We start from the raw sequence: 14,936 nt of genomic DNA, 5'->3' as shown, positions 1-14,936 counted from the left end.
TAACTTCGCATATATTATGATGCAAGTTTTCCACAATAAAAGCAAGGTAATTATTACCTGCAACAAGCGCCTTTCTCCATATCTTCAAGATGAAGTTACGGCTTTAGGCTATACAATAGTACGGGCTTTCACCACGGGTGTTGAGCTCAATATTACCCTTACAGAGTGTATTAAGCTGAATTTAAACCTGCGTTGCGCCAGTCAGATCCTCTATTCAATCAAAAGTTTTAAGGCCATTACACCTGATGATCTATATAAAGAAATTTCGGCCATTGAGTGGGAAGAACTGATCGATTTTTCGGGCTATTTCTCGGTTACCTCAAATGTGGATAACCCAAATATTACCACCCCGCTTTTTGCAAATTTAAAAGTTAAAGATGCCATTGTTGACCGCATGAAAGAGAAAAAAGGCATCCGCCCCAATTCAGGATCAGATGCCAACAAAGCGGTGGTACATTTATACTGGAAAGATGCCGATGCCGATGTTTTTATGGATACCTCCGGCGAAACCCTTGCCAAACACGGTTACCGTAAAATACCCGGAAAAGCACCAATGTTAGAGGCTTTAGCTTCTAGTGTTATCCTTGCTTCTAACTGGGACAGAAAATCGCCATTTATTAACCCTATGTGCGGTTCAGGAACATTGGCTATCGAAGCGGCCCTTATCGCCACCAACCGCGCACCCGGCTTGTACCGCATGAATTATGGTTTTATGCACATTTTGGGCTATAATGAAGAAGATTTTTTTACAGAGCGCAGAATTTTAAAAGATCAGGTGATTAAAAATGTAGATCTTAAAATTATAGCTTCCGATCTTTCTGAAGATGCAGTGGAAGTAACCCGTAGAAATGCCAAAACAGCAGGTGTAGATACACTGATTGAATTTGAAGTTTGCGATTTTGAATTAACACCTGTTCCGGAAGATGGTAAAGGCGTTGTGGTTTTTAATCCAGAATATGGTGAGCGTTTAGGTGTACATAGTAAGTTAGAGTTAACTTATAAGCGCATGGGCGATTTTATGAAAACCAAATGCAAAGGTTATTCTGGTTATATTTTCACCGGAAATCCTGATCTTGCAAAGAAAATAGGTTTAAAAGCATCTAAAAAAATTGAATTTTATAATGGTAAATTAGATTGTCGTTTATTGGAATACGAATTATATGATGGCTCGCGCAGGGCACCATTAATTGAGGCATAGTCTTTTTGATTGAAAATTAATATATTACGCTCTCTTACGTACCATAACGTAGAAAATTTTGAAGAATATGGAATTTGATGACATGGATCATATGCCCGAATGGGAGCATTTTAGCCGTTTTGGCCGCGATGATGAGGATGAAGAAAACCTATCGAGTGATGACGCGGAAAAGGTTAGGCTAAAGGCAACCAGGGCAAAAAGCCTTTATAACCAGGCAAGGGCTGTGTATAAATATGCTGCCCTGTTCTGCGAAACGCTTGAAGGAGAAATGGCCGAAATGACTGCTAACCTAATTATGCAGAATGCACTAATGCTCTGCCCTAAAATTGTTGGGGCAGAAGGTGCCGACATGTATATTTTAAGGATGGAAAACGCTTCCATTATCCGAACCAATTGCCGCGAACTCGAAACCCAGGTAAGGGCTGCAGATATGTTCGAAATCTGTACACCAGAATATAAGGACATCGTTTTAGACGAAATGGAAAAATTCCGTTTACTGTTTATCGAATGGGTTAAATATTTCGAAAAAGACGAATTTGAAGATGACTGGGGATTATATTAATCCTTAGCATCTGATTTTCTATAGTTTTTCGCTTAACATTTACCAGAATTTATAAGCATTACTTTTGCCTTAAGAAATAATTTCCCAACACCTTTCACACAGCTCAAATCAATCCTCTATCCGAGATCCCGCTGGTTTAACAAGTCAGAACCCGTAAGTACACCACCAAAGACTGATAATTAAACATTTGGCCTGTTTTTTTGTTACATCATTAGTTCTGTGTAACACCTGCTTAATTCCTAATAGTGCTAAAAATTTGCATTTTGGAAATCTGCCCGACTGAAAGTTTCGTACATAGCGAAAGAACATTTAAAAATTTATCCCTTTTTTATGGAAGATGTATTGGCGTTAAAGACGAAGAATGTTGCCGGGAATATTAGAAAAATTAGAGAATACAGAGATTATACTCAAGATTATCTGGCAGCAAAGTTAAAAATATCCCAAAATGCTTACAGCAAAATTGAGCTCGGCTATAGTAAATTAACTATCGACCGATTATTTCAGATTGCAGCAATTTTAGAGGTTGAGGTATCACATTTATTAACCCTTAATCACAGCGATTTAATTAAAATCATTGCTGATGACGAGAACAGGGCAGCGGCGGCCATCTAGCCGGCGCTGTTGATATCATTTTTTTATACCTGCAGATAATTCCGATACCTTTGAAAAAAATTCAGAGTTATGCAGCCCACCATTCAGAAAACCATTGATTTTGTAAAAAAAACCTTAGCGCATGCGGAGGCCGGACATGATTGGTTCCATATTGAGCGCGTTTTTAAAATTGCTCAAACCATTAATCAGCAAGAAAATGGCGACGAACTTGTGGTTGCCTTTGCGGCGTTACTGCACGATATTGCTGATCCTAAATTTAACAATGGCGATGAAGAATTAGGCCCGAATATGGCGGCGGCATTCTTAACATCCATTTCAATAGATGCAGATACTATTGAGCATGTTAAATTGATTATTCAGCACATGTCTTTCAAAAATAGTTTTGATGGCGCAGGTTTTACTTCAAAAGAAATGCAGATTGTTCAGGATGCCGACCGCTTAGATGCGATTGGAGCAATTGGTATTGCGAGGGCTTTTACATACGGTGGCTTTAAAAACAGGGTGCTTTATGATCCATCCATCCTGCCAGAAGAGCATCTAAACAAAGAAAGTTATAAAAACACCACGGCGCCAACCATTAACCACTTTTACGAAAAATTACTGCTGCTAAAAGATATGATGAATACCGAAGCAGGTAAGGTGATCGCAACAGAGCGTCATAACTTTATGCTATTATACCTGGAGCAGTTCTATAAAGAATGGGAAGGTAAATAAAGCTACGCAGGGTCTATTAAAAATTACCCACAACCAAGTATTCCGGCGCATTTTTTCAGCACTTACCTTTATCGGATAAACGATTATTCCAAAAAAGAATAGATTAAATAAATCTATTTACTAATATTTTTAGTTATTAAGCTATATTTGTTAGTAAATAATTTCCCTATGTCTGATCGAATTCGTGAAAAACTAAATATTCTTGCTGACGCCGCTAAATACGATGTTTCTTGTTCATCAAGCGGCGGCACAAGAAAAAACACCAATAAAGGGTTGGGTGACAGTCACTCTTCCGGCATTTGCCATACCTATACTGAAGATGGACGTTGCGTTTCGCTTTTAAAAATCCTCTTAACCAACCATTGTATATACGATTGCCTGTTTTGCGTTTCGCGGAAAAGTAACGACATCAAACGTGCAGCCTTTACGGTAGATGAAGTGGTAGAATTAACCATGAATTTTTATCGCCGTAATTATATTGAAGGTTTGTTTTTAAGTTCGGGGATTTTCAAAAATGCCGATTTTACCATGGAACGCTTGCTGCTGGTGGTTAAAAAACTACGGCTGGAGCAAAATTACAATGGTTATATTCACCTTAAAACCATTCCTGGTGCCAGCGATGAACTGATTAAAGAAGCAGGCCTTTACGCCGACCGGATGAGTATTAATTTAGAAATGCCTACCGAAGCAGGCTTAAAACTTTTAGCGCCAGAAAAAAGCCACAAAGATGTAATTAAGCCGCTTGAGTTTGTACAGCAACAGATTACCCAATTTACCGCAGATAAAAAACTGATTAAACATGTGCCGAAGTTTGTGCCGGCAGGCCAAAGTACCCAAATGGTAATCGGCGCTACACCAGAAAGCGATAAAGACATTATGTACACGGCCAATGCTTTTTACAAAAATTTCGCTTTAAAAAGAGTTTATTACTCGGGTTATGTACCCATTAGTAACGACACCAGGATGCCTATTTTGGGCACACAGCCGCCTTTATTAAGAGAAAACCGCCTGTACCAAACCGATTGGCTGATGCGCTTTTACGGTTTTAAGGTGCAGGAAATTTTAAACGATGCCAACCCAAACCTTGATGTAGATATTGACCCTAAATTAAGCTGGGCCATCCGCAACATGCAGCATTTTCCGGTTGATATTAACACTGCCGATTATAAAATGATTCTCCGCATACCAGGTATTGGCGTAATGTCTGCTCAAAAAATTGTGCAGGCCCGGAAGTTTGGCAAATTGAGGATTGATCAGCTAAAAAAAATTGGCGTGGCTTATAATCGTGCTAAACATTTTATAACCTGTTTGGATAGTCCTTATCAGTTAAAAGATTATCAGGGAACGCAGATTAAGGCTTTTATTTTGGCTGAAAGTCAGAGTAAGTATCTTAAAACAGATAGTAATCAAATGATTTTGTTTTAAAAGCGCTGGCCGTTTAAGGAGACGCGTCATTCCCAACTTGATCCGATAGCTATCGGATGGGAATCTTAAAGTTACTGCATTAAGATTCCCGCTTCCACGGGAATGACGACCTACATAAAACCTTTCAATATAAGTATGACCTACATTTTCGATGGCTCCCTGCAAGGCCTTTTAACAGCGGTTTTCGAATGGTTTGAGCGCAAACCGGGCAAAGCTGTGCTAAAATCGACCGAAATTTTCCAGCCTGAAGCTTTTGTAGAAAGTTTTACGGTAGCCACAGATGCAGAAAAAGCCGATCGGGTTTGGGCGGGATTACAAAAGAAACTGAAAAAGGATTCACTGCGCAAATTCTACTGCAGCTATTTATCAGAAATTCCGGAAGCTTATCATCACCTTTTTCAATTTTGCATTTATATTTTTCAAAACCAGGCGGGTTCTGAAAGCAATTATGGCAATGAACATGTCATTGCAATTTCTAAATATGCCAAAAGTGTAGAGCGCGAAAAACACCGTATGGAAGCCTTTATCCGTTTTCAAAAAACAGGAGATGGGATTTTTTATGCAGGTATCGATCCGGATTTTAATGTATTGCCCTTAATATCCAATCATTTTAAAAACCGATATGCCGATCAGCAATGGGTGATTTATGATTTGAAACGCAAATATGGTTTGCATTATAATTTAAATACGGTCGAAGAAATTACCATCAGCTTTAGCCATGGTATAAATAAGCAAAACCCTGCTCCGGTTTTAATGGACGAAAGCGAAGCATTGTACGCAACGCTTTGGAAAGATTATTTTAAAAGTGCCAATATTGTTGCCCGCAAAAACACCAAACTGCACCTGCAGCACGTACCCAAAAGGTACTGGAAGTATTTGACAGAAAAAGCACCGGTTTAGCGTTGACAACTTAATGGGAAATAAGGCCGGTAAAGTTGTCAACGCTGGAGTACGAACAAAAACAACAATAAATCTGGCTAAAAAATTGAAAACTTACTGCCATGCTGACACCCACATTCTGAATTAGTGTGAAAAGATTGACAGTTTGGTGAAAATTTGTCCCTCCAAACCACTTGGCACAAAAAGTGTTAAATGTATGCATAGTTAAAAAACTTAAAATCAAAATAAAAAATAATAAAAGTTATGGCGTTAAACCTTAAACCAATTGCTGGCAGTTCGAACAGAGTAATAGTTGAACCGGCTGCGGCAGAAGAAAAAACTGCATCGGGTTTGTATATCCCTGATACTGCAAAAGAAAAACCATCTAAAGGAACTGTTGTTTCTGTTTCTGAAGAAGATTCTGAAGGTAAAAAAGCGAGCGTAAAAGTTGGCGATGTTGTAATTTATGGTAAATACGGTGGTACCGAATTCCCTTACGAAGGTAAAGATTACCTCATTATGCGTGAAACCGATATTTACGCTGTTGTAGGGTAAATAAAATTGAAATATTGCAACGTTAAAACGTTGTAATGTTATTGTTATAAAGCGAGGAATTGAAACTTTTCAACCTCCAACATTAAAACTTTAAAAACAAAACTTAAAATGTCAAAACAAGTAAAATATAACGTAGAAGCACGCGACGCCCTGAAAAGAGGTGTTGATATTCTTGCAAATGCAGTAAAAGTAACTTTAGGTCCAAAAGGCCGTAACGTAATCATCGATAAAAAATTCGGTTCGCCAGCAATCACTAAAGATGGTGTTACAGTTGCAAAAGAAATCGAATTAAAAGATGCAGTTGAGAACATGGGCGCTCAAATGGTTAAGGAAGTAGCTTCAAAAACAGCTGATATTGCTGGTGATGGTACTACTACTGCTACTGTATTGGCTCAGGCTATTATTACAACCGGTATTAAAAACGTTGCTGCAGGTGCAAACCCAATGGATTTAAAACGTGGTATTGATAAAGCGGTTGCTGCTGTTGTAGAAAACTTAAAATCTCAATCACAAGCGGTTGGTGATGATAACAATAAAATTAAACAAGTTGCATCTATCTCGGCAAATAACGACGAGGTGATCGGTTCGTTAATTGCTGAAGCAATGAGCAAAGTTGGTAAAGATGGTGTAATTACTGTTGAAGAAGCAAAAGGTACTGAAACTGAAGTAAAAACAGTTGAAGGTATGCAATTTGACAGGGGTTATTTATCTCCATACTTTGTAACCAATGCAGATAAAATGGAAGCAGAATTAGAAAATCCTTACATTTTAATCTACGACAAAAAAATCAGCAACATGAAAGAATTGTTGCCTGTTTTAGAAAAAACGGTTCAAACTGGTAAACCATTGGTAATCATTTCTGAAGATTTAGATGGCGAAGCTTTAGCTACTTTGGTAGTAAATAAAATCCGTGGTTCGTTAAAAGTTGTTGCTGTTAAGGCTCCAGGTTTTGGCGACAGAAGAAAAGCAATGTTAGAAGACATCGCAATCTTAACTGGCGGTATTGTTGTTTCAGAAGAAAGAGGTTACAAATTAGAAAATGCTGATTTAACTTATTTAGGTTCTGCTGAGAAAGTTGTTGTTGATAAAGACAATACAACTGTAATTAATGGTGCTGGTAATTCAGAAGACATTAAATCTCGCGTAAGTCAGATTAAATCTCAAATCGAAACTACTACATCTGATTACGATAAAGAAAAATTACAAGAGCGTTTGGCTAAATTAGCTGGCGGTGTTGCAGTTCTTTATGTAGGTGCAGCCAGTGAGGTTGAAATGAAAGAGAAAAAAGACCGTGTTGATGATGCTTTACATGCAACCCGCGCGGCTGTAGAAGAAGGTATTGTTGCTGGTGGTGGTGTTGCTTTTATCCGTGCAGTTGAAGCTTTAGCTAACCTAAAAGGTGCCAACGAAGATGAAAACACAGGTATCCAGATCATCCGTCGTGCTATTGAAGAGCCATTACGTCAAATTTGCGAAAACGCAGGTATTGAAGGTTCTATCGTAGTTCAGAAAGTTAAAGAAGGTACTGCCGATTTCGGTTACAATGCACGTACTGATGTTTACGAAAACTTAATTGGTGCAGGTGTTATCGATCCAACTAAGGTAAGTCGTGTAGCATTAGAAAACGCAGCTTCAATCGCAGCGATGTTATTAACTACAGAAGTTGTTTTAGCAGACGAACCTGAAGAAGGTGGTGCTTCAATGCCTCCAATGGGCGGCGGCGGTATGGGTGGTATGATGTAATATCAGTTCATAGCGAAATTATTTCGTGTAAAAATATGCCCTCAGAACATTATGCTCTGAGGGTTTTTTTGTGCCTTTTCACTACAAAAACGACCACCCTTCCCCTTATAACCTGCTCATTTAGTTGGTATTGGTGTAAAATTTTATAAAATGTACTGCGAAAATTACGTTCTTTGTAATGAATATTTATTGACGCGTCTTAGGCCCGGTACTCATTTCTGAGGATAGGTTAGAGCAGGTTCAAAACAACGCTTCCAGAACGCAATAAAATCATTCCCTAGTGTTAGAGATTTATGAAGATTCGTTGTAAAAGGAAATGGCTTTTTCTTGTCCTATTTTTTGGGGCATTTTTATGTACGTCAAATGTTTTTGCCCAGGTAACTATTGGTACAGTAGATCCTGGTCCATTTACCCCGGGAAGCACTATCGCCGTTCCCTTTACTGTTCCTACGAGCTGTGCATCGCAGGGAAATCAATTCCAGCTGTATCTATCCGATCAAAATGGGAATTTCGCAGCTGAAACGCTTATTGGAACCTACACGGGTTTTTATAGTACATACATTAACGGATTACTTCCTAATGGCCTTACACCCGGCACTGGTTATCGTGTAAGGGTAAAAACAACTACACCAACCACAGCAAGCACACCCTCTACCCCTTTCGAAGTTAAAGACGGAACAGCAGTTGAAGCCAAACTCACCTCAAATTATTTAAACAATAATAATAAAGAAACCTTTGGTACCTGTACCAGTAAGCCAAATAATAGTTTTTTAATCAGCAACGAATCTACCGCAAACAGTACCGTTACGGCCACTGTAACCAATGAAGGAAGCGGAGGAGGTACAACTGCCATTAGTTTCGCTACACCAATACAAAGTTTTACTGCTCAACAATCACACTATACCATTTACACCAAAGCCGTTATGCCTGATGGTACAGTTGCCACAAAAGCTTATCTGCTCATTAATAATAAAACGGTAACGGCTTTCGCCAATACAGGAAACACAGTGGTTTGTTTGCCATTAGGGGCATTAACTTTTAATGTGGATGTGACTTCAGCCTCTGGTATTCAAAACAACTTTCCGGGTGATATCTATACCATTACATGGGGAGATCAGACAACGACCACTTACACCCTTTGCGAGATCATCAACAATGGAGGTATTGTAGCACATTCGTACATCAAATCTTCATGCGGAAGTGTTTCTACCTCAAGTGCGGGCACAATTTTTAATGCTTTTGATGTTTCCATCAATGTATCGAATGCCTTTTGTGGCATCATCGGTACTCCGGTTTCATCATCTGCCAAGGTTGTGGTAAAGCCGGTAAACTCTTTTGTTTATAACAATCCTGGATGTACGAATACAGATATTACCTTTGTAAACACCTCTACCCTTGGCGAAAATCCAAATACCAACACATTGGGCTGTACACCCAATGAGGTAACTTATAACTGGTATGTTGATGGAGTGCCCGTTAAAGCAAACCAGCCGAGATCTTATAACCTGGTGTATAAATTCCCAACTAATGGTGAGCATACGATCCGGCTGGAATCCAATAGCTCGGGTTCTTGTAATGCTGATCCGGTAGAAATGAAAATATGTATCCAGGATCCCCCAAAGCCTGCTTTTAGTTTACCATCAACTACCATCTGCTCTGGAACAACCTTAAAGCCTACAGATCTTTCCGTTTTGGATAATATCTGCAACGCGGCCAATAGCTATTTTTGGTCGGTTACCCCTACAGTAGGTTATGTTGGTGGCACAAGTGCAACCAGTAAAGAACCGCAGTTCAGCTTTACTAACCCCGGCACTTATACCATTACGCTAAGCATCTCTACCCCATCATGCGGTCCGGTGGTAAGCTTGCCGCAAACTGTTGTGGTAAACGAAAGTCCAAAGGCTACCCTTTCTCCTGACATTACACTTTGCAACCTCTCTACTTACGATTTTAACAATACCACAACAGGGCCAACGAAAACCACCATTAGCGGAACATCGAAAGATTTACCTGATACTTATACATGGACAGTTGTTCCGTCGGGTGCCGGGACTTATAGTTTTGCAGGTGGAACAACGGCAAATTCAAAATACCCATCCATTAAGTTTGATAGCTACGATACTTATACCATAACGGTTATACACAAAAATAACTGCGGTTCTGCAACTGATACCCAGGTTTTGACTTTCAGCACGGCTCCTGTGGTTAATGCAGGACCGGACCAAAGCATTTGTTTCAATGATCCAAGTTTTACTTTAAGCGGCACGGTTACGGGCACAACCGCCACACAAGCCTGGGTAGGCGGCGCGGGAATTTTTAACCTTGGCAGAAACGATTTAAACGCTGTTTATACCCCTACCGCAGCTGAAAAAACAGCTGGAATAGTTACTTTAAAATTAAGAGTAACCACAACCTTAGCCGCCCCATGTAACCAGATAGATGATGATATTATCTTAAAAATTAAACCCGACATCAGTTTAACAAGTTTAGGTACCAAATCCATCTGTACTGGAAATAGTGTTGCTTATATGCCAACTTCTGCAGCGGCCGGTGTTACTTATACCTGGACCGCTACAGGAACAGCCTCTGCTACCGGCTATACCACAAACGGAACCGGGAATATTAATGATATATTAACCAATACCGATCTTAGTGCTGATGCCACTGTAACCTATACCATCACCCCACATTTAGATGGTTGTGATGGCACCCCCTTTAATTTGGTGGTTACGGTTAAACCAAACCCAATTGTAACAGCTACGGCTGCTAACTCAACCATTTGTAATAAAACATCATCAGCCATTACCCTATCGGCTAATTTAACGGCCGTAAATTATACCTATAACAGCACGGTAACGGGTAATATAACCGGAAATACGAATAGAACTGTTGCATCGGCAGGTACACAGATCAATGATATTTTAACCAATTCGGGCACTGCATCGGGAACAGTAACCTATACCGTTACGCCAGTATCTTCAAACGGCTGCCCGGGTGTGCCAACAACTGTTACCATTACCGTATTACCAAGCGCAACGTTGGCCAATGCAGGTCCGGATGAAGCCATTTGTAATGCAACCACTTATACACTAAAAGGAAACGCTCCGATAGTGGGTACAGGTAAATGGGGCATTGTTTCTGCCCCAACCGCGATAACCTTTGCTGATGATACACAGGCCACCACGGATATTACTGGTTTACAACCGGGCAACACTTATGTGTTAAGGTGGACCATTAAAGATGCCAGCTGTTCTACCTCGGGCGATGATGTGCAGATCATTGTTAATCCACTAAGTATTGGCGGAACTACTGCCGGAGATGTAGATGTATGTGCAGGAGCCAATGGCGGCAACATCACGTTAACCGGGCAGGTTGGGAATATTACCCGCTGGGAACGCTCTGTCGATAATGGTGTAACATGGTCTACCATTACCTCAACAGCCAATCCGCTTGTTTTTTCTAACCTGGCCATTACCACCAAATACCTTGCGGTAGTACAAAGTGGTAGTTGTGCCGAAGCTATATCTACCGTAACCACCATTACGGTAAACCCCGGAACCGTTGCCGCAAATGCAGGCTCAGATCAAAATTTGTGTAGTGGAAATGGCATTACCCTAAACGGGAATAATCCTGCTCCAAACAGCGGTACATGGACTTTAGTATCCGCACAAACCGGTGTTTCCATCACCGACCCCACTTTATACAATACTACTGTAACGGGTCTGGTTCCTGGCCAAACTTATACATTCAGGTGGACTATCTCGGGTTTCAATGGTTGTCCTCCTTCTGTTGACGAGGTAACCGTTACCTATTATTCGCCTGTTACTAACAATATTTCAGCATCAACAGTTCCAATTTGTGCAGGTCAAAGCATTACCATTACGGGCGATACCCCAACAGGCGGTACTGGCACTTTTAGTTACCAATGGCAGAGCAGTGCTGATGGAAATACCTGGGCCAATGTTCCAACGGCAACCAATAAAGATTTAACCTTAAGTGTAAGTTCATCAACTTATTTTAGAAGATTGGTAAATAGTACTATCTGTACCTCGATCAGTAATTCGATACAGGTTACCGTATTACCGGGATTAACCAATAATACCATTTCTGCCGATCAAACGATTTGTATAGGTACAGCTGCAGCCCCGCTTACAGGGACCATACCAAGTGGAGGCAGTGGTACTTATACCTACCAATGGCAATCGAGCACGAATGGAACTACCTGGACAGATGTACTGGGTGCAACGGGTATTGGCTTTACCCCGCCAGCACCCAACGCAACCATCTATTACAGGCGCTCTGTAACCAGTGGTGCCTGTAGCAACAACTTGAGCAATCAGATTAAAATAACTGTTAATCTTCCTGCAAAAGCAGAATTAGTTTTTAAAACCGACAAAGGTTGTGCACCATTTTCCTTAACTGCTACTAATATATCGGCTACGCCATATCCAGATCGAAACAATATTTATACGTGGTTTGCAAACAATATACAGATTGGTACAGGAATAGCTTTTCCAGGTTATACCATTACAACAGATAATGAAAGTGTGGTTATCAAATTGGTGGTAACAAGCATTTCGGGCTGTAATAGTGATGAAACCAGTCATACTTTTAGTACCATACAAAAGGTAACCGCTGCTTATACACAAGGTACAACATCGGGCTGTGGCCCTTTAAATGTTGTTTTTACCAATACTTCTAATTCATTAACGGCAGCAACTTTTAGTTGGGATTTTGGAAATGGTACCACTTCAAATTTGGCTCAACCGCCGGCAGTTACCTATCAGGCAGATCCAACAGGAAAAGACATTACTTATAGCATTACTTTAAAGGCTACCACTGCCTGCAGCACCACTACGCAAACTTCAACCGTATTGGTCAAAGCCAAGCCAGTATCCGTTTTCTCCCCAGATAAAACAACAGGATGCTCGCCCCTGCCTGTTACCTTTAGTAATACTTCGCCAGGAAATTACACCAGTTACACTTACGATTTTGGGGATGGCTCAGCGCCCTTAACTGTAACCGATAAAAACAGCATAAGCCACACTTATACCACGTTGGCGGTTAGGGATTATGTGGTAAAAATGACCGCTACCAATGAGTGCGGGAGCAATGAATCACAATATTCAATCCGTGTGGCACCTAATGATATTACTCCTGAATTAGTGGTAAACAGCAATCAGCTTAAAGGTTGTGCACCTTTAAAAGTCGATTTCTTTAACAATACCAAAGGCGCCAGCACTTTTGTTTACGATTTTGGCGATGGCAGTACCACGGTTACCCATACCGCTCCCGAAACCATATCGCATACCTTTACCCAACCCGGGAAATATACCATTACTTTATACGCATCGAATAATTGTTCTAATGCTTCAACAACCGAAACCGTCGAAGTTTTGCCACAACCCAGCGTAAGTTTCACCGCAGACAAAACAAGTGGTTGTGACGGAGTTACCGTAAAATTTAAAAATACCAGTACCGGTGCAATAGGTTATGTTTGGGATTTTGGAGATGGTTCGCCAACATCAAACGCCATAGAACCAACGCACACCTTTAATGGTCCGGGGAAAAATTATGCGGTTACCCTAACGGCAACTAATGCCCTCGGCTGTACAAACAGTACTACCATAGCCGATTATATTCGTGTTGTGCCTCCACCGGTAGCTACCTTTACAGTTACTCCAGGTAACGAAATTTCGATTCCAAATTATTCATTTGGCTTTAAAGATATTAGCACCGATGCAGTGAGTTGGCAGTGGACCTTTGGCGATGGTGCCGTGTCTACCTTGCAAAATCCTACCCATACTTATGCAAATGAAGGCACCTACAATGTAACCCTAAAAGTGCTTAATAAAGAAGGTTGTTCTTCCACCACTTTCCAATCCGTGAGGATTATTGGAGTACCAGGGTATCTGAATATCCCAAATTCATTTATGCCCGCCAGTGCTAAAAACGAAATCAAGATTTTTAAGGCGAAAGGCCGTGGTATAAAGGAGTGGCAAATGTCCATTTTTAATAAATGGGGCCAGCTGTTATGGGAAACGACAAAATTAGATGATGGAGGGCCTTTAGAGGGTTGGGATGGCACCTATAACGGGCAAGAGCAACCACAGGGCGTTTATTATTGGAAAGTAGATATAAAATTTATTAATGGCAGCGATTGGAAAGGGATGACCTATGATTCATCTCCTCCAAAGAAAACGGGCGTAATATATTTAATAAGATGATGAGGAGAAGGATAATATTATTTTTGTTTTGGTTGCTGCCAATGGTTTCGTTGGCGCAGGACCATATTTATTCGCAGTTTTACAATGCGCCGATTTACTTAAATCCCGCTTTAACCGGGCAGTTTGAAGGCGACATCAGGTTTAATGCGCTATACCGTAATCAATGGACGGGGTTGGCGAGCGATTTCTCTTACATGACGGCTTCAGGTGATCTTAATCTACGGAGATTAAATAGCGGCATTGGGATTATTTTTAACCGCAGCAGTGAGGGTACCGCTTACCTGGTGAAGAACAATGTTGCCCTAAGTTATTCTTATATTATCGGTGGAGACGATTTTGCTTTATCATTTGGCTTACAGGGAGGCATTACCAACCAAAAGCTAAACTGGGATAAACTTGTTTTTGGCGATCAGATCGATATCAGCACCGGTTATATCCCTGGTAGTGTTTCTGGCGCCGAAAGGCCAAGTATAGATAGCCGTTATTATTTCGATTCCAATGCTGGTGCCAACCTGGTGGTGGGGAAATTCATGATGGGATTAGCCGTACATCACCTTAACCGTCCGGATGAATCCTTATCGGGGTTTCAGGCCAAATTACCCATGCGCATTTCTGGCAATTTAAGTTACAAGTTAACCCTGGTGCCAGATGAGTACGATCGCGATGGGAATTACCTCATCCCTTCTATTGTTGCCTACAAACAGGGCAACGTAAAATCTTTTAGTGTGGGCATGCAATATAAATATGCAGGCATCAATGCAGGTATCTGGTACCGTAATGATGGCAATTCCAACGGAAATGATGCCGTTGTTTTTTCGGTGATCTTTGATATTTTCAACAGACGTACCAATGGTGAAAAATTCAGATTAGGCATCAGTCACGATGCCACAACCTCGAAAATCAACTACAGCAATACAGGCGGAACATCCGAAATTGGCGTAGGTTACGAAAAATATTTTCCAAATAGTTCCAATGGTGGCCGTGCAAATGGCCTAAGATGTTATGATTTTTATTAATTTGC

The 14,936-nt window shown here is 40.6% G+C and carries 10 protein-coding genes; all 10 read left to right on the top strand.

All coding sequences use genetic code 11. The features are described from left to right. Window positions 1-19: 19 nt before the first annotated feature. The 10 genes from U859_RS0102175 (at window position 20) to U859_RS0102125 (ending at window position 14,931) form a co-directional block, all read left to right on the top strand. Complete coding sequence (locus U859_RS0102175) at window positions 20-1,198, top strand: class I SAM-dependent RNA methyltransferase (RefSeq protein WP_025141804.1); 1,179 nt, start codon at window positions 20-22, stop codon at window positions 1,196-1,198. A gap of 67 nt (window positions 1,199-1,265) precedes the next feature. Next, window positions 1,266-1,760 carry a hypothetical protein gene (locus tag U859_RS30850; protein ID WP_025141803.1) on the top strand — a complete coding sequence of 165 codons (495 nt, stop codon included), beginning with the start codon at window positions 1,266-1,268 and terminating at the stop codon, window positions 1,758-1,760. A 330-nt stretch (window positions 1,761-2,090) separates the two neighbouring features. Further along, window positions 2,091-2,372, top strand: coding sequence for a helix-turn-helix domain-containing protein (locus U859_RS0102165; RefSeq protein WP_025141802.1), 282 nt, complete (start codon window positions 2,091-2,093; stop codon window positions 2,370-2,372). A gap of 69 nt (window positions 2,373-2,441) precedes the next feature. Beyond that, window positions 2,442-3,086: an HD domain-containing protein gene (locus tag U859_RS0102160; protein ID WP_025141801.1), complete on the top strand. Its 645-nt coding sequence runs from the start codon at window positions 2,442-2,444 to the stop codon at window positions 3,084-3,086. Window positions 3,087-3,254: 168 nt separating this feature from the next. Further along, window positions 3,255-4,511 carry a putative DNA modification/repair radical SAM protein gene (locus tag U859_RS0102155; protein WP_025141800.1) on the top strand — a complete coding sequence of 419 codons (1,257 nt, stop codon included), beginning with the start codon at window positions 3,255-3,257 and terminating at the stop codon, window positions 4,509-4,511. Window positions 4,512-4,646: 135 nt separating this feature from the next. Then, entirely contained in the window at window positions 4,647-5,411 is a 765-nt protein-coding gene (locus U859_RS0102150) for a TIGR03915 family putative DNA repair protein (RefSeq protein WP_025141799.1), read from the top strand. A gap of 243 nt (window positions 5,412-5,654) precedes the next feature. After that, a complete protein-coding gene (groES, locus tag U859_RS0102140) occupies window positions 5,655-5,945 on the top strand; it encodes a co-chaperone GroES (protein WP_025141798.1) in 291 nt (96 codons plus the stop codon). Between the two features lie 108 nt (window positions 5,946-6,053). Next, window positions 6,054-7,688, top strand: a complete 1,635-nt coding sequence (gene groL, locus U859_RS0102135; RefSeq protein WP_025141797.1) for a chaperonin GroEL — start codon at window positions 6,054-6,056, stop codon at window positions 7,686-7,688. A 293-nt stretch (window positions 7,689-7,981) separates the two neighbouring features. Then, window positions 7,982-13,915: a PKD domain-containing protein gene (locus U859_RS0102130; protein WP_025141796.1), complete on the top strand. Its 5,934-nt coding sequence runs from the start codon at window positions 7,982-7,984 to the stop codon at window positions 13,913-13,915. Next, complete coding sequence (locus U859_RS0102125) at window positions 13,912-14,931, top strand: PorP/SprF family type IX secretion system membrane protein (protein WP_029985364.1); 1,020 nt, start codon at window positions 13,912-13,914, stop codon at window positions 14,929-14,931. The genes U859_RS0102130 and U859_RS0102125 overlap by 4 nt, the downstream gene beginning before the upstream one ends. Window positions 14,932-14,936: the final 5 nt, after the last annotated feature.

The organism is Pedobacter jeongneungensis, from assembly GCF_000633455.1.
Taxonomy (GTDB): domain Bacteria; phylum Bacteroidota; class Bacteroidia; order Sphingobacteriales; family Sphingobacteriaceae; genus Pedobacter; species Pedobacter jeongneungensis_A.
The sequence above is the reverse complement of the archived record's forward strand: the minus strand, read 5'-3'. Positions and strand labels throughout refer to the sequence as shown.

Excerpts from the sequence above, each read along its gene's own strand:
- U859_RS0102175 (WP_025141804.1), top strand. The coding sequence starts at position 20 with ATGCAAGTTTTCCACAATAAAAGCAAGGTAATTATTACCTGCAACAAG.
- U859_RS30850 (WP_025141803.1), top strand. The coding sequence starts at position 1,266 with ATGGAATTTGATGACATGGATCATATGCCCGAATGGGAGCATTTTAGC.
- U859_RS0102165 (WP_025141802.1), top strand. The coding sequence starts at position 2,091 with ATGGAAGATGTATTGGCGTTAAAGACGAAGAATGTTGCCGGGAATATT.
- U859_RS0102160 (WP_025141801.1), top strand. The coding sequence starts at position 2,442 with ATGCAGCCCACCATTCAGAAAACCATTGATTTTGTAAAAAAAACCTTA.
- U859_RS0102155 (WP_025141800.1), top strand. The coding sequence starts at position 3,255 with ATGTCTGATCGAATTCGTGAAAAACTAAATATTCTTGCTGACGCCGCT.
- U859_RS0102150 (WP_025141799.1), top strand. The coding sequence starts at position 4,647 with ATGACCTACATTTTCGATGGCTCCCTGCAAGGCCTTTTAACAGCGGTT.
- groES (WP_025141798.1), top strand. The coding sequence starts at position 5,655 with ATGGCGTTAAACCTTAAACCAATTGCTGGCAGTTCGAACAGAGTAATA.
- groL (WP_025141797.1), top strand. The coding sequence starts at position 6,054 with ATGTCAAAACAAGTAAAATATAACGTAGAAGCACGCGACGCCCTGAAA.
- U859_RS0102130 (WP_025141796.1), top strand. The coding sequence starts at position 7,982 with ATGAAGATTCGTTGTAAAAGGAAATGGCTTTTTCTTGTCCTATTTTTT.
- U859_RS0102125 (WP_029985364.1), top strand. The coding sequence starts at position 13,912 with ATGATGAGGAGAAGGATAATATTATTTTTGTTTTGGTTGCTGCCAATG.